Source organism: Vibrio qinghaiensis (assembly GCF_002257545.1).
Taxonomy (GTDB): Bacteria; Pseudomonadota; Gammaproteobacteria; order Enterobacterales; family Vibrionaceae; genus Vibrio; species Vibrio ordalii.
The window spans coordinates 2,280,535-2,300,714 of record NZ_CP022741.1; the positions used below are offsets into that span (position 1 = coordinate 2,280,535).

At 46.2% G+C, this 20,180-nt stretch carries 20 protein-coding genes and 1 other RNA gene; 4 read left to right on the plus strand and 17 right to left on the minus strand.

Translation table 11 applies throughout. The features are described from left to right. Positions 1–13: 13 nt before the first annotated feature. From murG to rsmI, 11 genes are all read right to left on the minus strand, one after another. A complete protein-coding gene (gene murG / locus CCZ37_RS10520) occupies positions 14–1,075 on the minus strand; it encodes an undecaprenyldiphospho-muramoylpentapeptide beta-N-acetylglucosaminyltransferase (protein ID WP_094500487.1) in 1,062 nt (353 codons plus the stop codon). After that, on the minus strand, positions 1,062–2,237 hold the full coding sequence (gene ftsW, locus CCZ37_RS10525; RefSeq protein ID WP_094500488.1) for a cell division protein FtsW: 1,176 nt from the start codon (positions 2,235–2,237) through the stop codon (positions 1,062–1,064). Before ftsW ends, murG begins: the two co-directional genes overlap by 14 nt. A 42-nt stretch (positions 2,238–2,279) precedes the next feature. Beyond that, positions 2,280–3,617 carry a UDP-N-acetylmuramoyl-L-alanine--D-glutamate ligase gene (gene murD, locus CCZ37_RS10530; RefSeq protein WP_094500489.1) on the minus strand — a complete coding sequence of 446 codons (1,338 nt, stop codon included), beginning with the start codon at positions 3,615–3,617 and terminating at the stop codon, positions 2,280–2,282. Positions 3,618–3,632: 15 nt separating this feature from the next. Beyond that, a complete protein-coding gene (gene mraY / locus CCZ37_RS10535) occupies positions 3,633–4,715 on the minus strand; it encodes a phospho-N-acetylmuramoyl-pentapeptide-transferase (protein ID WP_013856079.1) in 1,083 nt (360 codons plus the stop codon). Beyond that, positions 4,712–6,070: a UDP-N-acetylmuramoyl-tripeptide--D-alanyl-D-alanine ligase gene (locus CCZ37_RS10540; protein WP_094500490.1), complete on the minus strand. Its 1,359-nt coding sequence runs from the start codon at positions 6,068–6,070 to the stop codon at positions 4,712–4,714. Before CCZ37_RS10540 ends, mraY begins: the two co-directional genes overlap by 4 nt. After that, positions 6,067–7,554, minus strand: a complete 1,488-nt coding sequence (gene murE / locus CCZ37_RS10545; RefSeq protein ID WP_094500491.1) for a UDP-N-acetylmuramoyl-L-alanyl-D-glutamate--2,6-diaminopimelate ligase — start codon at positions 7,552–7,554, stop codon at positions 6,067–6,069. Before murE ends, CCZ37_RS10540 begins: the two co-directional genes overlap by 4 nt. Before the next feature lie 16 nt (positions 7,555–7,570). After that, positions 7,571–9,301: a penicillin-binding transpeptidase domain-containing protein gene (locus CCZ37_RS10550; protein ID WP_094147960.1), complete on the minus strand. Its 1,731-nt coding sequence runs from the start codon at positions 9,299–9,301 to the stop codon at positions 7,571–7,573. Beyond that, on the minus strand, positions 9,298–9,615 hold the full coding sequence (ftsL, locus tag CCZ37_RS10555; RefSeq protein WP_010318013.1) for a cell division protein FtsL: 318 nt from the start codon (positions 9,613–9,615) through the stop codon (positions 9,298–9,300). The genes CCZ37_RS10550 and ftsL overlap by 4 nt, the downstream gene beginning before the upstream one ends. A gap of 3 nt (positions 9,616–9,618) precedes the next feature. Then, entirely contained in the window at positions 9,619–10,569 is a 951-nt protein-coding gene (rsmH, locus tag CCZ37_RS10560; RefSeq protein WP_010318016.1) for a 16S rRNA (cytosine(1402)-N(4))-methyltransferase RsmH, read from the minus strand. 200 nt (positions 10,570–10,769) lie between these two features. Next, positions 10,770–11,173: RNase P RNA component class A (gene rnpB, locus CCZ37_RS10565), an RNA gene on the minus strand. Between the two features lie 119 nt (positions 11,174–11,292). Next, positions 11,293–12,159 (minus strand): 16S rRNA (cytidine(1402)-2'-O)-methyltransferase, encoded by an 867-nt coding sequence (rsmI, locus tag CCZ37_RS10570; protein ID WP_010318018.1) that lies wholly within the window; start codon positions 12,157–12,159, stop codon positions 11,293–11,295. A 69-nt stretch (positions 12,160–12,228) separates the two neighbouring features. Here rsmI and CCZ37_RS10575 point away from each other — a divergent pair, with 69 nt between their 5' ends. Genes CCZ37_RS10575 through CCZ37_RS10590 form a run of 4 tightly spaced genes read left to right on the plus strand, consistent with a single transcriptional unit; the run spans position 12,229 to position 15,556 of the window. After that, entirely contained in the window at positions 12,229–14,034 is a 1,806-nt protein-coding gene (locus tag CCZ37_RS10575) for a penicillin-binding protein activator (RefSeq protein ID WP_094500838.1), read from the plus strand. After that, positions 14,021–14,389, plus strand: coding sequence for a YraN family protein (locus CCZ37_RS10580; RefSeq protein WP_094500492.1), 369 nt, complete (start codon positions 14,021–14,023; stop codon positions 14,387–14,389). The genes CCZ37_RS10575 and CCZ37_RS10580 overlap by 14 nt, the downstream gene beginning before the upstream one ends. A gap of 3 nt (positions 14,390–14,392) precedes the next feature. After that, positions 14,393–14,983: a phosphoheptose isomerase gene (locus CCZ37_RS10585; protein WP_010318025.1), complete on the plus strand. Its 591-nt coding sequence runs from the start codon at positions 14,393–14,395 to the stop codon at positions 14,981–14,983. A gap of 3 nt (positions 14,984–14,986) precedes the next feature. After that, positions 14,987–15,556 (plus strand): BON domain-containing protein, encoded by a 570-nt coding sequence (locus CCZ37_RS10590; RefSeq protein ID WP_094500493.1) that lies wholly within the window; start codon positions 14,987–14,989, stop codon positions 15,554–15,556. Between the two features lie 86 nt (positions 15,557–15,642). Here CCZ37_RS10590 and sspB read toward each other — a convergent pair whose 3' ends face one another. The 6 genes from sspB to rpsI form a co-directional block, all read right to left on the minus strand. Next, on the minus strand, positions 15,643–16,122 hold the full coding sequence (gene sspB, locus CCZ37_RS10595) for a ClpXP protease specificity-enhancing factor (protein WP_010318029.1): 480 nt from the start codon (positions 16,120–16,122) through the stop codon (positions 15,643–15,645). 9 nt (positions 16,123–16,131) lie between these two features. Further along, on the minus strand, positions 16,132–16,767 hold the full coding sequence (sspA, locus tag CCZ37_RS10600) for a stringent starvation protein SspA (RefSeq protein ID WP_026027272.1): 636 nt from the start codon (positions 16,765–16,767) through the stop codon (positions 16,132–16,134). A gap of 97 nt (positions 16,768–16,864) precedes the next feature. Then, positions 16,865–17,602 carry a cytochrome c1 gene (locus CCZ37_RS10605; RefSeq protein ID WP_010318033.1) on the minus strand — a complete coding sequence of 246 codons (738 nt, stop codon included), beginning with the start codon at positions 17,600–17,602 and terminating at the stop codon, positions 16,865–16,867. Then, entirely contained in the window at positions 17,599–18,864 is a 1,266-nt protein-coding gene (locus CCZ37_RS10610) for a cytochrome b (protein ID WP_010318035.1), read from the minus strand. The genes CCZ37_RS10605 and CCZ37_RS10610 overlap by 4 nt, the downstream gene beginning before the upstream one ends. Continuing rightward, entirely contained in the window at positions 18,864–19,460 is a 597-nt protein-coding gene (gene petA / locus CCZ37_RS10615; protein WP_010318038.1) for a ubiquinol-cytochrome c reductase iron-sulfur subunit, read from the minus strand. Before petA ends, CCZ37_RS10610 begins: the two co-directional genes overlap by 1 nt. A gap of 325 nt (positions 19,461–19,785) precedes the next feature. Next, positions 19,786–20,178 (minus strand): 30S ribosomal protein S9, encoded by a 393-nt coding sequence (rpsI, locus tag CCZ37_RS10620; protein WP_010318040.1) that lies wholly within the window; start codon positions 20,176–20,178, stop codon positions 19,786–19,788. Positions 20,179–20,180 lie beyond the last annotated feature (2 nt).

The window sequence follows — 20,180 nt, forward strand, 5'->3', positions numbered from 1 at the left end:
GAAAAATTTCTCGTTATTGGGTAAGTGCGATGATAGCGTCGGCAACGACTTTATCAGCATCCAGTTGTGCGGCTGCACGCGCTTGTTGCGCCATCAACAGCAAATCATGACGCTCAAGAGAAGCAATCTCTTGCGCTAGTTTTTCTACTGTGAGCTGCGGCTGTTCAATCATTTTGGCCGCACCACAAGCGACTAAGTGATCCGCGTTAAGCGCTTGCTGTCGGTCTTTATGCATAAAAGGGATAAATATAGCGCCAACACCGGCCGCTGCCACTTCAGAAACCGTTAATGCTCCCGAGCGGCACACCAGTAAATCAGCCCACGCATAAGCGCCAGCCACATCCTCAATGAACTCGGTAACGTGTGCATTTTTGATCTGAAGCGCGCGATAAGCTTGCTCAACCGACTGTTGATTATTCTTGCCTGCTTGATGGCAAACTTGGTAATCATCGCCAAGCACAGCTAGTACGTCAGGCAAAGTTCGGTTCAGAATCTGCGCACCTTGGCTGCCGCCCATCACGAGAATGCGGATCGGTTCATTTCGCTCAGCAAAGCGCACTTGCGGTGCGGGTAATGTAGCGACATCTTGACGTACCGGGTTACCTACGACTTGTGCCTCAGTAAAGGCACCGGGGAAGGCTTGAAATACGCGTTTGGCAATTTTCGAAAGCCAACGGTTGGTTAACCCTGCTACGGCATTTTGCTCGTGAAGCACAACGGGAATTCCCATAGACCAGGCTGCCACGCCACCGGGGCCACTAACGTATCCGCCCATGCCGAGCACCGCATCAGGTTGCCACTGCTTCAAATAACGACGCGCTTGAAAAATCGCGTTCACAATTTGAAAAGGCGCTTTCAGCAAACGCCCTATGCCTTGGCCACGTAACCCTTTGACCTGAATAAAGTCGATCTCAATACCATGTTTAGGCACTAATTCTGCTTCCATCCGATCCGCAGTCCCTAGCCAGCGGATCTGCCAACCTTGCTGTTGGAGCTGTTTAGCCACAGCGAGGCCGGGGAAAACATGTCCCCCCGTTCCACCAGCCATAACCATTAAACGTTTATTGTTTGTCATTGGATTCTTTTTCTATAGACACTCGATTGCGATCTTTGAGTCGACATTCATGATCAATTCTCAACAAGATCGACACCGCAATCGACATAATAATTAAACTTGAACCGCCGTAACTGATCAAAGGCAGCGTCAGGCCCTTAGTCGGCACCATACCCGCTGCAGCGCCAACATTGATGAGCGTTTGGAATGCAAACCAAATTCCAATCCCAAAGGCCAAATAACCACCAAATTGCTGATCATGCTCAAAGGCTTTTTTACCGATAAACACCGCTTTAAATACCAGACTAAAAATCAGCAGTAGGACTAGTACAACACCAACAAAGCCGAGCTCTTCAGCCAGCACTGCAAATACGAAATCAGTGTGCGCTTCAGGTAAGTATTCTAGCTTTTGTATCGAGTTACCAAGCCCTTGACCAAACCACTCTCCGCGCCCAAAGGCCATCAGAGATTGAGTCAATTGATAACCGCTACCAAACGGGTCTTCCCATGGGTCAAGAAATGAAGTCACGCGGCGAATACGGTAAGGCTCTGCCGCAATCAGTGCGATTACCGCAACAATTCCAGCCACCATGAGCGCAATAAATTGTGACAGTTTGGCCCCAGCAATAAACAACATGCCAAACAGAGTCACCAACATCACAACCACGGTTCCCAAATCTGGCTGACCAAGCAGCAAGATGGCCAAGGTTCCAAACACCATAATCGGTTTCATGAAGCCACCAAAAAAGGTCTGCCTCACTTCATCTTGTTTACGAACTAAGTACCCAGCCATGAAAATAAACAGTGACAGTTTCGCCACCTCTGCTGGTTGCAGGTTAAATAACCCCAAAGGGATCCAGCGCGAGGCACCATTGACCGATTTGCCCGCGAGCAAAACCACAATCAGCAGCATAAAAGAGACGCCAAGTAGCACCGAGCTGTATTGCATCCAACGTTTCATTGGCACTTGCAACACCACACTCGATGTCACAATGGCCAGCATCAAGAAAATGGCGTGGCGAAACATAAAGTGAAACGGTTGATCCGTTAAACGCGAACTGATAGGAAACGAAGCCGATGTCACCATCACCAGCCCAGTCAGCATCAAACCTAAAGCAATCCATACCAATTGACGATCAAACAAGGCTTCAGGCGCTTGGCTCTGAAACCATTGACGAGTCATTTTGATGAGGCTTGAAAAGGACAAAATGCAATTTCCTGTTGATTAAGCGTAACGCTGTGCAAGCTCGGCAAAGGCGTCACCTCTGGCCATAAAGTTTTTAAACTGATCAAAACTGGCACAAGCAGGCGAAAGCATCACCATATCACCACGACGCAACCGCGGCTTGATCGATACGATAATCTCTTCCATCGATGAATAGAACTGAGCCGATGGATGCAGTGGCATGAATTGCTCACCGTCAACGCCAAAACAGCACAGTTTTACGTTCAATGTTTTTAGTATCGGTGCTAATGGCGAGAAATCAGCGCCCTTGCCAACGCCCCCCACAAGCAGATACAAAGTCCCTTGGCAATTTAACCCCGACAACGCCGCTTGGGTGCTTGCGACATTGGTTGCTTTCGAGTCATTGACCCATTTTACGCCGTGATTATCAGCAACAACCTGACAACGATGTGTCAGCCCGCGGTAAGATTTCAATGCATCAAGCGCAGATGAGTAATCAACACCCGCCAAATCGAGCAGTGCGAGTACAGTGAGCACGTTGGCACTATTGTGTCGTCCCACTAAGCTAAGCTCCTCGCTTGCCAACAATGACGTGCCTTTCGCGACTAAAAACGATTTTCCATCAATCATTTGCGTGCAATAGTCGGCGTCATGTTCAACGGAAAAACGTGCGATGTGACCTGAAAATGAGGGAGGTTCCGTCTGGCTATCATCGGCGTTCACGACCGCCGCTTGCGCATACTTAAAAATGCGCAATTTAGCTTGACGATACGATTCCATACCATCGTAGCGATCCATATGATCTTCAGTCAGATTGAGAAAGGCAGCAGAGACGAGTTTTAAACTTGAGGTCGTTTCTAGCTGGAAGCTTGAAAGCTCCAGCACATAAAGATCGGCCTCTTGCTGAAGTAGATCTAAAGCAGGCACACCAATATTGCCGCCAACGGCAACCTTAACCCCTGCAGCTTTAGCAAGCACTCCGGTTAAATCCGTCACTGTGCTCTTACCGTTGGATCCGGTGATAGCGATAACAGGCTTATCCACCTGCCAAGCAAAGAGCTCAATATCACCCACCACGGGAATATGTTGCGCTAACGCCTGTTGAATCTCTGGCGTAGCTAAAGCAATGCCTGGATTAGTAACAATCAAGTCAGCGTCAAGTAGCCAAGCTTGGTTCCAACTGCCACAATGTAGCTCAACTTGCGAGCTTAAATGCTCTCGACCTGGCGGGTTGTCCCGCGTGTCGATCACCTTAATCGTGAGCGAGCGATCTAAACTCAAAAGGTAGTTCACCACCGAGAGGCCCGTCATACCGAGCCCCACGACCACCACATTATTAACAGTTTGCCAACGATCCATCTTCATTCCATTCAACACCGTTTTGCTCTATCACTAGCGCACTTTTAGTGTAGCCAAACCCACTAACACCAACACAATTGAGATAATCCAAAAACGGACGATCACACGTGGTTCTGGCCAACCTTTCAATTCATAGTGGTGATGGATAGGGGCCATCCGGAAAATACGCTGACCACGTAATTTGTAGGAACCAACTTGTAAAATCACCGACAAGGTTTCCATCACAAACACGCCGCCCATGATCACTAACACAAACTCTTGACGAACCAACACCGCAATTGTACCGAGTGCACCGCCTAGAGCGAGTGAACCCACATCGCCCATAAAGACTTGTGCAGGATAAGTGTTGAACCACAGAAAACCTAAACCGGCCCCCACAATTGCAGTACACACCACCACTAGCTCTGAGGCATAAGGAACATAAGGAATATGCAGATAACTGGCGAAATTGACGTTCCCAGTTGCCCATGCAATCACAGCAAAACCGGCAGCAACTAAAACAGTCGGCATGATGGCTAAACCGTCCAGACCATCGGTTAAGTTCACCGCGTTACTGGTTCCGACGATGACAAAATAGGTCAGCACAATGTAGAGCAAGCCCAGTTGCGGCATCACATCTTTAAAGAAAGGCACCACAAGCTGAGTAGCTGCGGTATCGTTGCCATGTGCATAGAGAGCAAACGCCACTATCAACGCAATGGCCGACTGCCAAAAGTATTTCCAGCGCGCGATCAATCCATCACTGTTTTTACGCACCACTTTGCGATAATCATCCACAAAACCGACTACGCCATAGCCAAGCAGCACCGCGAGTACAGCCCACACGTAAGGGTTTGAGAGATCTGTCCACAGCAGTACGGTAGTAATGATAGAGGCGAGGATCATAACACCGCCCATGGTTGGCGTACCACGCTTACTAAAGTGTGATTCTGGACCGTCGTTACGCACCACTTGACCAATTTGCAGTAGTTGCAAACGTTTAATCAAGCGCGGCCCCATCCATAACGACAGAGCAAGTGCGGTTAAAATACTGACGATGGCCCGAAATGAGAGATATTCGAACAGACGAAAAAAAGAGAAGTATGGCTGGAGTAGATCCGCGAGCCAAATAATCATGAGTATTTCTCCTTGAGAGCAGCCACAATTTTACTCATACCCGCACTGTTTGCACCTTTGACAAGTAAGGTATGAGACTCTTGATCGAATTGTGATAATTGCTGCTCGATATAAGCAATCATGTCCGCATGGCTTTCAAAATGGAGGCCATGGCATAGGTCACTGATCACTTTTGCATCGCGACCGTAAGTAAGGACATAGTCAAACTGGAATGGTGCAGCATGTTCACCGACTTGACGATGAAGTGCAAGGCTTTCATCGCCCAACTCGGCCATATTACCTAAAATTAACCAACGCCTTGCAGAGAAAGTGTTAAGTAGATCAACCGCCGCTTTCATCGCTGGAACACTGGCATTGTAACTGTCATCAATCAGTTTCACAGTCGAGCTCAATTGGGTGACATCAACACGCCCTTTCACCTGAGCCAGATGCGCAAGTCCGTACTGCACCTCTTCAAGATTTGCACCCAACTCAATGGCTAATGCCGCCGCCGCCAACGCATTAGAAACGTTATGTTCACCCACAATATTGAGCCCAATGTCAATATGACCGACGGGTGTGATCATTTCAAACTGAGCTTCACCTTGTTCGTTAAGCCTAATACCACGGGCGTAAAAATCTGCCATTTGACGGCTGGAAAAGGTTTTAACGGTTTTGTCCGCTAAAATAGCGCTCCACCGCTCACCACCGTGGCTTTCTAAATTAATAATGGCTGTCGCACCTGAAGCAAGGCCTTGATAAATTTCACCTTTCGCCTGTTTTACGCCCTCAATTGAGCCAAAACCTTCCAGATGCGCCGCGGCAACATTGTTCACCAATGCGACATCCGGCTTCACTAAAGAGGTGGTATAAGCAATTTCACCAATATGATTCGCCCCTAACTCAATCACTGCATACGCATCATTAAGACCAGAGCGAAGCAGAGTGAGCGGCACGCCGATATCATTATTAAAATTGCCAGCAGTAAAGAGCACGCGGCCTTTGGCTGATAAAATATTTGCCACCATCTCTTTGACTGTGGTTTTACCGCAACTACCTGTAATCGCTGCGGTCGGTGTTTGACACTGTTGGTGAACCCAAGCGCCAAGCAGGCCTAACGCCAGTTTGGTGTCGGTAACCACCAGCTGAGGAACCGAAACCGCCAAAGGGCGCTGAACCAATAACGCCTTTGCACCAGAGGCAACCGCTTGTGCAGCAAACTCATGAGCATCAAATTTATCACCAACCAAGGCAACAAAGAGCGAACCCGGTTTGATTTGACGCGTGTCGGTCGAGACCTCAGACACCGTCATATCACAACCAACTAATTGTGCCTGCAAAACGTGCGTCAATTGCTGTAAAGAGACTTCTATCATGCACTTATCTCCAGTAAGGTTTGCGCCGTTTCGCGATCCGAATAGTGAATAGTTTGATGGGCCATCACTTGATAATCTTCATGCCCTTTGCCTGCCAATAAAATGATATCTTGCTGATCGGCGTGTTGCAGGGCGTATTGCACGGCAGCATAACGATTGTGCTCAACGTGTGCGCGACTTGCAAACTTAAGTCCTGCCACCATATCTTGCACAATGTCTGCCGGTTTTTCGCTACGAGGGTTATCGTCGGTCAAAATGATCTTATCGGCGCAGCGCTCTGCAATTTCGGCCATCATCGGACGTTTGCCTTTATCGCGGTCGCCACCACAACCAAAAATCGCCCATAGCTGACCTTGGCAATGAACGCGAAGTGCCAACAGTGCTTTTTCCAAAGCATCGGGCGTGTGTGCATAATCGACGACGATCTTCGCACGATTTGGCGCTTGAAAGAGTTCCATTCGCCCTAAGACCGGCTGCAGTTGAGAAGCCGTTGTCATCAAGGCTTGTTTATCAAACCCTAAAGTCAGCATAGTGGCAAAAGCGAGTAGAAGATTGCTGGCGTTAAATTCGCCAATCAACGGCACGCTCAATTCACCTTGACCATAGTAGCCGTCGAAGGTTAATGAAATACCATTATCACTGTAAGAGACCGAGCTCGCCCACAGCGCTTTAGCGCATTGCGGTTGCTGCTTTAAAGAGACAGCAATCGGTGCTTTCAGCTGTGCTAACCAACTCGCACCCACCGCATCGTCGGCATTGATGACAGCGTGTTGGCAGTGATGAGCGGTAAATAAGGAGAGCTTTGCTTTGGCGTACTCTTCCATGGTGCCATGATAATCGAGATGATCGCGGCTTAAGTTAGAAAACACGCCCACAGCGAACTTCAATGCTTGAACTCGCCCTTGAACTAATCCGTGCGAAGAGACTTCCAGCGCGGTATAGCGAGCGCCTTGCTGCGCTAATTGATAGAGTGTTTCTTGGACCTCAATGGCATTACCTGTGGTATTGGCGGCAGGCTGTAAATGGTTAAGAAAACCATTACCCGTCGTACCCAGCACCGCCGCTTTATCGCCTAACAAGTCAATCCACTGCGCGATTAATTGAGTAATGGTGGTTTTACCGTTGGTTCCCGTAACCCCAATCAACGTACTGGTCTTCGAACGATAAAGCCGCGATGCCAGTTGAGATAAATGTTGGTTTAGATCAGCAAGGTAAATCACTAACACGCCATTGACCGTAGTCATACTGCCATGCGGATGCTGCCCACACGCTTGAGCCAATACCAGATTCGCCCCAGCTTGAGTAGCGCTATCAATAAACTGCCTTCCGTCGATGGCATGGCCGACCACTGCAATAAAGGTATCATTGGATGATATTTTACGGCTATCGAGCACTAAACGAGTCACCGACAACGTTGAAATAGAATGGCCATCGAGGTCAAGCCAAGGGGCGATGAGATCTTGTAAACACATACTCGGCGTCATTGTGCTTCTCTCTTAATTATTTTTGGAATCGATTTTCATCAGGAGCGACATTGAGGATCTGCAACGCTCCTTTCATTATTTCGGCAAAGACAGGGCCGGCAACGGAACCGCCATAATATAAGTCACCTTGAGGTTCATTCACCATCACCACTAACGAGACTCGAGGGTCACTCACTGGAGCCACTCCTGCCGTGTAAGCAAAATATTCATCACCATAACCGCCGGCAATCGCTTTGCGCGAAGTGCCTGACTTGGCCGCAATACGATAGCCCGGAACCGCGGCTTGAGTTGCTGTGCCACCGGGTTGGGTAACGGTTTCCAACATTTCCAACACTTTCTTAGCATTAGTTTTATCAACCACTTGGCGTGATAAATCTTGCTGGTTGCTGTCAATAATATGGATTGGTTGGTACTGACCTAAATTGCCTAAAGTGGCATAAGCATGAGCCAACTGAATGGGGGTAATTGACAAACCATAGCCAAATGCCAAGGTGGCAATTTCAAACGGTGACCAACGGCGGCGATTCGGGAAAATACCCAAAGTCTCACCGACAAGGTTTAAACCCGACATTTCACCAAGCCCTACAGAGGTATACATACCTAATAGAGCTTCGAGAGGCATTTCAAGCGCCAGCTTAGCCACTCCGATGTTACTCGATTTTTTCAGAATTAAGGTTAAATCGGCTTTGCCGACTTTTGAGGTATCACGCACTCGACTGCCGCCGATTTGCATGATGCCATTCCCTGTATCAATCACCGTTTTGTCATTCGCAACGCCATTTTCAAGCGCGGCCAATACTACAAAAGGTTTGACAGTTGAGCCCGGTTCAAAGGCGTCCGTGATCACGCGGTTACGCATTTTAAAACTTTGCCAATCGGAACGGTTATTGGGGTTGTATGAGGGGGCGTTAACCATCGCTAATACTGCACCCGTTTTCACGTCGAGCAAAATCGCCGATGCCGAAGTGGCACGATAGTCCGCCACAGCTTGCTTGACCGCACGAAAGGCGATCGCTTGCAAACGTTGGTCAATGGTCAACGCCAGTGGCTTGCCCTCTTCACGCTCTTCAAGCGAGATATTTTCCACCACTCGGCCATACCGATCTTTGCGGATCACCTGTTTGCCCGCTTCCCCCGTCAGCCATTTATCATAGCTGCGCTCAACCCCTTCTAAACCGTGGCCATCGATGCCCGTCACACCAATTAAGTGTGCACTCGCCTCACCGGCTGGATAGTAACGGCGAGATTCGGCCTTGAGCCCCACACCCGCTAATTTGAGTTCGCGAATATAATTGGCCATTGCAGGGCTCACTTGACGCTGCAAATAGATAAAACGGCGGGTTTGGTTCTCTTCAATTTTTTTCAGCAGCTCACTGCGCTTAATGCCTAACACATCAGCCAGTGCGTACCAACGTTCACGTTCAACTAAGCCGCCGGCTTTAAAAATAGCCACAGGATCAGCCCATACTGCATCGACAGGAACACTGACTGCGAGAGGTTCACCATTACGATCCGAAATGATTCCGCGTGCCGATGGCAAGGTTTTGGCTCGGACAGAGCGCATATCCCCTTCGCGGATCAAATTATCCGGTTCGATAATTTGGATGAAGGCAACGCGCCCAACCAATAAAGCGAAAGTAACGAATACAAAAAAGAGGATGAGATAGAATCGCCAACGGATCAAAATAGGAGATGTCGCTTTTTCTTGACGAGGTGCCGCTTGGGCTTTGTCTTTGTTTTTTTTCATTTGAGCGTAATCACCACTTCTTTATCAGAATCAGGTCGCTTCATTTCCAGCTCTTGTTTGGCAAGATTCTGCACGCGACTATGTTCTGCGAGGGCCGTTTCCTCAAGAATGAGGTTACGCCATTCATTATCGAGCCGCTCGCGCTCAACTAAGGTTTGATCTTTTTCCGAAATCGCCTGCCTAGAATGGTGGGTAATAAACACCACCCCCATCGCACTGGCAAAAATTAACATTAACAAAATAAGCGGCACTCGACCCACCGTAAACAGGTCAAGTGCAATCAGTTTGGTTAAATTCGGCGGCGATTTAGACATAGACTACAGTTTTTCAGCAACTCGTAATACTGAGCTACGTGAACGGGGATTGAGTTCCACTTCTTCTTTAGTTGGCATAATCGCTTTCCCAACTGGTTTTAAGTTGGCTGAGCCCAATGCCTGAATTTGTATTTCTGTTAACGGCAAACCATGTGGAACCTCTGGGCCTTTACTCTCTTTACGAATAAAGCGTTTGACCATGCGATCTTCAAGCGAATGGAAACTGATCACCGATAAGCGCCCTTGCGGGGCTAAGATCTTAGCTGCGCCTTTCAATGCAGTGTCGATCTCTTCTAATTCACTATTGATATAGATACGAAATGCTTGAAATGAGCGCGTAGCCGGGTGTTTTTTCTCTTTAAAGCTTTTCGGCGCAGCTTCTGAAATCAGTTTGGCCAATTGGCTGGTGCGCGTCAGAGGCTCTTTTTCATCGTCTTCACGGTAAGCGACAATCGCTTTGGCAATACGGCGCGCGTGCTTGTCTTCACCAAATTCACGAATCACCCAAGTAATGTCGTCCAAATCGGCTTGCGCAAGCCACTGCGAGACAGGGATCCCTGACGTCGGGTCCATACGCATATCAAGCGGGCCATCTTTCATGAAACTAAAACCGCGCTCGGCATCGTCCAACTGCGGCGAGGAAACGCCTAAATCAAGCAGTACTCCATCTACTTTCCCAACCAGATCGTAGCGCTCAGCGTATTGTGCCATGCCAGAGAATGGGCCATGAATGATAGTAAAACGCGGGTCGTTAATTTTTCCAGCTTCAGCAATCGCTTGTGGATCGCGGTCTATGCTGTAAAGCCGACCATTGTCACCCAACTTAGAGAGAATTGTACGACTATGACCACCACGGCCAAACGTGCCGTCGATATAAATACCGTCTGGTTTGATAGCAAGGCCATCAATGGATTCATTCAGTAGTACAGAAATGTGTTGAAAAGGTTCAGTCATCGTTTTCTCATCGGGCTAAAGCTGAAATATAGCAATCGGCTACGGCGCAAGTATTCAGTTTACTGATTTAACGCCGCATCGCTACCACTTGACGTTGGCATCACGTGATATTGCGCTAAGTTTAGTGCTTACGAAATAATTTTCGTCAATAAAAAGCAAAAAACCCATCATAACCGCAAGAGTTATGATGGGTCTGCAATAGGTGGAGTTGACGTATAAGCCGGGTTCTGTTCCGCTTGCGCGGCAGTAGCCATTCGTCTAGGCCAGCAATCACTCACTGGCTCAAGCAACCTACCCGCTTCCTTACGCGAGCAACGCAATGTGGAAGCCTATTTGGTCTTGCTCCGGGTGGAGTTTACCTTGCTACGAACTGTTGCCAGACGCACGGTGCGCTCTTACCGCACCCTTTCACCCTTACCTGTGCCCATTCCGAAGAAATTGGGCCATCGGCGGTCTTCTCTCTGCTGCACTTGTCGTAGGCTTTCGCCCCCCAGGCGTTACCTGGCACCCTGCTCTATGGAGCCCGGACTTTCCTCCCCTCCATCAGTCTCCCCAGCACAAGGCTAAAGGACATCAATGAAGCAGCGACTACCCAGTCAACTCCGAGGGCGGATTGTATAGAGAAAGATAGGTACTGTCTAGGCTCAAACAACTTCTGTGTTTAATTCACGCTTAAGCGTTTAATTATCCATCGATTTAAAGCATTAAGATGCTGCTGGCTAATTAAGCAGATAGGTTTTCAAGCCCCCACTTATAAAGGGCATTTTTCTTAAGGTTATAAATTTCAGCCGCCAATGCGGCCGCTTTTTTCAGAGGCAGCTCTTTTGTCAAAATCGCTAAACTGCGCAACGCTTCGTCCGGCAAGCTATCGTCCACGCTGTCTCTGTAACCATGGATCAGTAACACCATTTCACCACGCTTGCGGTTCTCATCTTCATTAATCCAATTAATCAGTTCGCCTAACGGCAAACCTTGAATCGTCTCGAAGGTTTTGGTGAGTTCGCGGGCTAGCACCACGTTACGATCTGGCCCTAAGATAGCTAACATATCTTGCAGTGATTCGCTAATTCGGTGTGGTGACTCATAAAAAATACAGGTGCGTTCAGCCTTAGCGATCTCGAGGAATTTATCTTTACGCCCTTTGCTTTTCGGCGGCAAAAAACCTTCAAAACTGAAACGATCAGAAGGTAAGCCTGATGCACTGAGCGCAGTAATCACAGCACAGGCGCCAGGAAGTGGCACAACTCTCACACCAGCTTGACGACATTGATTGACAAGATGGTACCCTGGATCACTGATCAGTGGCGTTCCTGCATCAGAAACCAACGCAATAGATTGCCCTGATAATAATTTATCGACTAACACTTGTGCTTTTTGCTGTTCGTTGTGATCATGCAAGGCAAAGGTTTTAGTCTGGATATTGAAGTGAGCGAGAAGTCTGCCAGTATGGCGTGTATCTTCCGCAGCGATAACATCAACACTTGAGAGTACTTCAATGGCTCGCTGGGTAATATCACCCAAATTGCCAATTGGCGTAGGAACAATGTAGAGAGTTGGGATCTCTGCTGGCAAGGTTTTGCTATCTGTCATTTGTTTACCATCACTTCAACGATTAATATAGAGACAATTTTACACGGAATAATGAAAGAACTCATGGCTATGAAGAACCATCCGAGACTCAGTGTACCACGCTTATTCACGCCCGTTGCATTAGCAATGGCTTTGGCGGCGTGTTCGTCTTCACCGTCGACGCCCACCTCAGTCGATATTACGCAAGATCCCGCCAAGTCAGCGCAAACTTACTTGATGCAAGCAGATAGTAGCCAAGGTCCACTGCAAAATGATTGGTTGATCATGGCTCTTAAAGCCGCCATTAACGAAAACAACAGCGAACAAGCGCAACTGTTGATTATGCGCTTAGCCAAGCAGTCGCTCTCTGAAGCGCAACAAGCTGAATGGCAAATGGCTAGGGCGCAGTTGCTGAGTAATGCGGAACAGTTTTCACAAGCGCTCTCTCAGCTTAATTTTCAGGCTTGGTGGAAGCTAAGCCCTGAAACATGGGCTCAATACCATCAAATGCGCGCCGATATTTTTACCGCGCTCAGCCGCCCTTTTGATTCAAGTAGGGAGCTTATTGCATTAAGCACTTACGTTGATGATGCCGAGCAAGAAGCGATTGCCGATCAAATTTGGCTCAATTTCAATCACTATAGCGAACGTGAAATTACCCAATTCAATCCAGAGCCTAACGAAAACGTGCTCGATGGCTGGCTACAACTGGCTGTATATATGAAAACGCTCAATAGCAATATTCCGCAGCTGAAGAATACGCTCGAAAAATGGCTTGCGGAAAACAGCAATCACCCAGCGGCTCGTTATACGCCTAAAGCGATACAAGATATTTTAGCGCTGGAGATCATCAAGCCCACTAACACCGCGTTGTTACTTCCTCTTTCAGGAAAGTTTGCCACGCAAGCTCAACTGATCCGTGATGGCTTTATCATGGCGATGATGAATGACCATAACCGTGACCTCAATGCTACCTTGACTGTGATTGATACCAATGTCGAAGACGCCGCGCTCATAGACAAGCAACTGATTGAAAAAAACATTGATTTCATTGTTGGACCACTCATCAAAGAGAACATCGAGAATCTACATAAGCTTCAACAAGCACGCTTAGCTTCTATCCCTACGCTGGCGTTGAATATTCCAGACCAAATTGAAGATCATCCTAACACTTGCTATCTTGCACTTTCGCCAGAGCAAGAGGTTGAACAAGCCGCTAAGTATCTGTTTAGCCAAGGCTATCAATACCCTTTAATACTCGCTCCTCAAGGTAATTACGGCCAACGTGTAGTAGAAGCATTTAGCGAAGAATGGCAAAAATACAGCAAGAATAAAGTATCGGTGAACCTGTTTGGTGATAAGCATCAATTGCAACGCAACATTAACTCAGTATTTGGTCTGCAAGATAGCCAACAAAATATCGCGCAAATGGATGCGTTGATGGGTATTGATTTGCAAAGCCTGCCCCGCAGTCGTCGTGATATCGATTCGGTTTATATCGTGGCTAACAGCGCAGAATTGACTTTAATTAAACCCTTTATCGAGGTCGCAATTAACCCTGACACTAAGCCACCCAAACTGTTTTCAAACTCTCGTAGTAACAGTGGTAACACACAGTATGAAGACCTCTCTGGTGTAACTTATAGCGATATTCCATTACTCATTCATCCCAATTCAATGCTGGATAATGAAATGAACCAATTGTGGCCAAAGAACTCTAATAGTGAGAGGCGCTTACAAGCATTAGGTATGGATGCTTACCAGTTGATGATTGAGCTACCACAAATGAAAGTCGTCGAGGGGTATAGCATCGATGGCAAAACAGGCACATTAAGTATTGATGAACAATGCGTAATACAGAGAGAGATCAGTTGGGCGGTATATGGCGCTCTTTAGTCGCAGAGCGATAGGTCAACAGTATGAAAACGCAGCCAAACACTATTTATTGAGTTGCGGTTTAGTTTTTATTGAACAAAATTTCAATACCAAAATCGGTGAAATTGACCTCATTATGCGGGATAAAAATACCTTAGTGTTCGTAGAGGTTAAATACAGGAAAGATCAACATCATGGCCATGCAGCAGAAATGGTTACTACTGCAAAAATGACAAAGTTGATGAAAACCGCGAATTTATGGCTACTGAAGCGTGGCCTATCGCCCTATGACACCGATTTTCGTTTCGATGTGATCGCCATCCACCAAGATGTGCATCATATTGAGTGGATTAAAAACGCAATAACTCAAGGATAAACGATGCTAGACAGCATTAAAGACAGTTTTACCGAAAGCATCCAAATTCAAATTGCGGCTGCTGAAGCACTACCCCATGCGATCACGCATGCTGCACAAGCCATGGTGGCAACGCTACTTAACGGTCATAAAATTCTCTGTTGTGGTAATGGTGGCTCCTCGGCCAATGCCCAGCTTTTTTCTTCTTGCTTACTGAACCGTTTTGAAACTGAACGCCCGAGTTTACCCGCCATTGCATTAACCGCAGACAATACCACGTTAACCGCAGTTGCTAACGACTATCACTACCAAGAAATATTCTCGAAACAGGTACGTGCATTTGGTCAACCTGGTGATGTTTTGTTGGCTATTTCAACCAGTGGTAACAGCAAAAACATCATTAAAGCGATGGAAGCGGCTGTGACTCGTGATATGACGATTATCGCTCTCACAGGCAAAGACGGTGGAGAAATGGCTGGTCTTCTAGGTGAAAATGATGTGGAGATCCGCATCCCCTCGCAGCGGACAGCTCGAATCCATGAAGTTCATATGGTCACCCTACACTGCTTATGTGACTTGATTGATCAAGTCCTTTTCCCTTCTCATGAAGAATAGACAATGAATAGATTAAAACTTTCACTCATTCTACTGTTGAGCTTTGCTGTATCAGGTTGTGCAGGCGTTATCCTTGCTGGCGCGGCAACAACAGCGAGCCTAGTAACAGACCCTCGAACCACTCAAGAAATTTGGAATGATAATAACATCGAATTTGAAGTAGCAGGTATCGCCAATAAAGCCCCCTTTAACGGAAAAACTCGCATTACGGCCAGTTCTTATCAAGGGATTGTCGTGTTGATGGGACAAGCTGAAAACTCCGGATTACTCAATGAGTTTGAAAATAAAGCACGTGAGACAAAAGGGGTCAAAACCATTCATAATCAAGTCAGAATAAAAGCGCCTTTATCGATTGGCGAAATCAGTAACGACAGTTGGATTACGACTAAAGTAAAATCAGCGCTGTTGGCCAATTCTGAACTGAACACAATCAAAATCAAAGTAATCACAGAAAATAGAGAAGTATTTTTACTTGGCTATATCTCGGCAGAACAGGCTAATCTAGCCAGCGATATCGCTCGAAACATATCAGGCGTAAAACAGGTGATTAAGGCATTTCAATACAGCGAATAACCTTGGTTATCCTTTGTTTTTGTTAGAAAAAAAGCAGCGAATATCGCTGCTTTTTCGATCATGACTGCTTAATGTGTGAAAATGAGTTACTTAATGACTCTTAAGCTTGGTTTTCCCTTCGGCCGAGAAGTTTCTTGTGCCCGAGTCTCTAATAATTCCTCATCTTCTTGAGAAGCAACGCTTAACATCGGTTCTTGTTCAGATTCCTCTGTTATGCCCGCTTCTAGATAAGCGATATAGGCCTCTTCAGGTTCAAACATAGTACCGGCACCGTTTTCACGTGCATAGATAGCTTGCACTGCGTACAAAGGCACTATGACCGAATGAGGACGTCCACCAAAGCGAGCATTGAACGTAATCGCTTCATTGCCAAGCTCAAGGTTACCTATCGCTCTTGGGGCAAGATTAAGGATAATTTGTCCATCTTGCACAAACTCCATCGGCACTCGTACACCCGTAAGAGTGGCATCCACAACAACATGAGGAGTCAATTCATTTTCTAATAGCCAATCATAAAATGCTCTAAGCATATAAGGTCGGCGAGGAGTCATTTGAGAGATATCCATCAAACTGCCTTAACGAACTAAACGCATCTCACGTTCAGCTTCTGTTAAAGAAGCCAAGAATGAATCACGCTCAAAAACACGATTCATATATACTTTAAGCTCTTTAGAGCCAGGACCAATCAGATCAATCCCCAAAATAGGTAAGCGCCATAGTAATGGAGCTAAATAACAGTCAATGAGGCTAAACTCTTCACTCATGAAATATTCGTATTCCGCGAACACAGGGCCAAGAGTTAATAGATCATTGCGTAATTTATTACGAGCAGCTTCTGACTCTTCCGCATTGCCCTTCACGACTTTCTCAGCCAGTGAGTACCAGTTTTTCTCAATACGGTAAATCATCAAACGGCTATTACCACGAGCCACAGGATAAACAGGCATCAGCGGTGGATGAGGGAAACGCTCATCTAGGTATTCCATGATGATCTTTGAGTCATAAAGAGCAAGCTCACGATCAACCAACGTTGGTACTGTCTTATATGGGTTTAGCTCAATAAGGTCAGCAGGTAGATTGGTTTCATCAACTAATTCTACTTCAACACTGACACCTTTTTCCGCTAGAACAATACGTACCTGATGACTATACATATCAGATGCACTCGAAAATAGCGTCATCACAGAACGTTTATTGGCAGCTACAGCCATGGAGCCCTCCAGCACACTTACAGATATAAAAACAATGGAGGCCAGGCCTCCATTGAAGATTCTAAAAATTAGAAATTAACGCCGCATGGTAGCACAATTAGTGCACATCACGCCAATATTCTTTCTTCAATAGAATGACCACGATAGTAAATAGCACAAGGAATGCCATTACCCACCAGCCTAAAGTTTGCCTTTCAAGCTTGACTGGTTCAGCGGAATATTCAAGAAAGTTAACGATGTCGCGGACCGCTTGATCATACTCACTTTTACTCAGCTCACCAGTCCCATCAGACTCGACACCAATAACCGTCTTAACTTCCTCACCATTAACGATATGGGTGCTATAAACAGGCTGTGGTATACCTTGTAGCTCTTCAAGCACATGAGGCATACCGACGCTTGGGAATACAATATTGTTTACACCAAATGGCCGGCTAGGATCGGCATAAAATGAGCGAAGGTAAGTATACAGCCAATCTGTTCCTCGCACTCGGGCCACCAGCGTTAAATCAGGTGGTGGTGCACCAAACCATTTTGCTGCTGACTTATCTGGAATAGCATTCTCCATCAGTTGACCAATTTTGGCATTAGGATCAAAGATCAAATTCTCTTTCATCAAATCTGCAGGAATATTCAAGTCATTCGCTACACGTTCATAACGCTGGTATTGAGTTGAGTGGCAAGCAAAACAGTAGTTCATGAATAACTTAGCACCATGCTGTAGTGATGCTTGGTCCCTTAAATCATTATTCGCTTTATCTAGATGTACATTGGCTCCAGCTGCCAGAGCAAGTGACGGCAGCATTGCAAATAAAACTACAATCCACTTTTTCATTTAAATGTCACCCTTTCTGGTAATGGTTTCGTTGCTTCATTTTTGCTATAGAAATAGAGCAAAACAAAGAACATGAAATAACCTAAGCTAAAGATCTGCGCCATAAGAGTATAAGTTGGCGTGGCTGGCAACGCGCCCAATACACCCAAAGCAATAAAGCAGATAGTGAACTGAATGATATTGAATAAGTGAAACTTACTGCGGTAGCGGTAAGAACGAACTTTACAACGATCCAGCCATGGCAATAAGAACAGCACTACAATCGATGCGCCCATTGCAATTACACCGATCAGCTTATCTGGAACGGCACGTAAAATGGCGTAAAACGGAGTGAAATACCAAACGGGTGCAATGTGTTCAGGTGTTTTAAGTGGATTTGCCGCTTCAAAGTTAGGCGGCTCAAGGAAATATCCCCCCATCTCTGGGTTAAAAAACAGCACGTAACAGAATAAGAACAAGAAGCCAGCAACACCAATAAGATCTTTTACCGTCCCGTAAGGGTGGAATGGAATAGAATCAATGATGTCGTATTTCTTAGTGTAGTAGTCATGGAATTTAAACTGCGTTTTATAATCATCGCCCATAGACCCTTTTGGTATCTTGGTTTCAATACCGTCAGGGTTATTAGAGCCAACTTCATGCAGTGCTAAAATATGAAGAACAATAAGTAATAATAAGACGATAGGTAAAGCAATCACATGCAGAGCAAAGAAGCGGTTTAATGTAGCGCCTGAAATAACGTAGTCACCACGTATCCATAGAGTTAAATCATCACCGATAACAGGGATTGCACCGAACAAAGAGATAATAACTTGCGCTCCCCAGTAGGACATTTGTCCCCATGGTAGCAAGTATCCCATAAAGGCTTCAGCCATCAACACTAAGAAGATCAGCATTCCAAATAGCCATAGCAGCTCACGAGGCTTCTGATATGAACCGTAAATTAAGCCACGGAACATATGTAGATAAATCACCACAAAGAAAGCTGAAGCTCCGGTAGAGTGCATATAGCGCAGTAACCAACCATACTCAACATCACGCATTATGTATTCAACTGACGCGAAAGCGCCTTCACCTGATGGCACATAGTTCATGGTTAGCCACACACCTGTGAGCAGTTGGTTAACTAGAACCAACATAGCTAACGATCCAAACAAATACCAAAAGTTAAAGTTTTTCGGCATTGGGTATTCAGATAGGTGTTTCTTATAAGCGTTCATTGCAGGTAAACGCTTTTCTACCCAATCAAGTAAAACTTGCATTATGCAGCCTCCCCTGTTTCATCTAACCCAATGACAATACGAGTATCGCTAAGATACATGTATTGAGGGATAACCAAGTTTAGTGGTGCAGGTACGCCTTGGAAAACTCGGCCAGCCATATCAAATTTTGAACCATGACAAGGACAGAAGAAACCAGATTTCACCCCTTGAACTTGTTCACTAAAAGAATCCGGTAAATAAGTGGGTGAACAGCCAAGGTGGGTACAGATACCAACCGCAACGAAATATTCAGGTTTAATCGAACGATAAGCATTTTGTGCATAATTAGGCTGCTGCTGTTCATCTGATTGAGGATCTCGAAGCTGGTTTTCGATATCTTTTAGCCCATCGACCACTGATTGAGAACGACGAACAACCCAAACAGGCTTTCCTCGCCACTCAACACGAACCATTTGCCCCTCTTCAAGTTTACCTATTTCAACTTCAACAGGAGCACCCGCCGCTTTGGCTTTGGCACTTGGGTTCCAAGATTTAATAAAAGGAACGGCGACAGCAGCGGCGCCTAACCCTCCGACAACGGCTGTTGTCGCGGTTAAGAAACGTCTGCGGCCGTTATTTAAAGGCGCATTGCTCATCCAAACATTCTCCCATTTGCTCCCTGTGGATTATTGTTATTCCGCTTATAAGAGCATGGCTAACAAAATACGAATCTAGTTGTATTTATTTGATGGTAAATGATAAATAAAACCCTACTTTTTGACAAGATAAAGCTACCTTTTCGTAACATTCGTGAAGTAAATCGCACGTGAGGTCACAAAAGAAAGATTAAAGAACCATAACCAAATGATGTGATTAAAAAAATGAGTGTTTGCTAACACCAAAAAACAAAAAGCCCGGTATAAATACCGGGCTTTTGAACCACAATCCAGTAACACTGGAAGCGAATCTTTTGAAAAAAGATTAACGCTTAGAGAATTGTGGTTTACGACGTGCTTTACGCAGACCAACTTTCTTACGTTCAACGCAACGAGCGTCGCGAGTAACGTAGCCAGCTGCACGTAGAACAGGACGTAGTGATTCGTCGTATTCCATTAGAGCGCGAGTGATACCGTGACGGATAGCACCAGCTTGACCAGAAATACCACCACCTTTAACAGTGATGTATAGATCCAGTTTCTCAGTGAGTTCAACTAGCTCAAGAGGTTGTTTAACAACCATGCGAGAAGTTGGACGACCAAAGTAAACATCAAGGCTACGCTTGTTGATTACAATGTTGCCGCTGCCTGGTTTAATAAAAACGCGTGCAGCTGAGCTTTTGCGACGGCCAGTGCCGTAGTATTGATTCTCTGCCATTT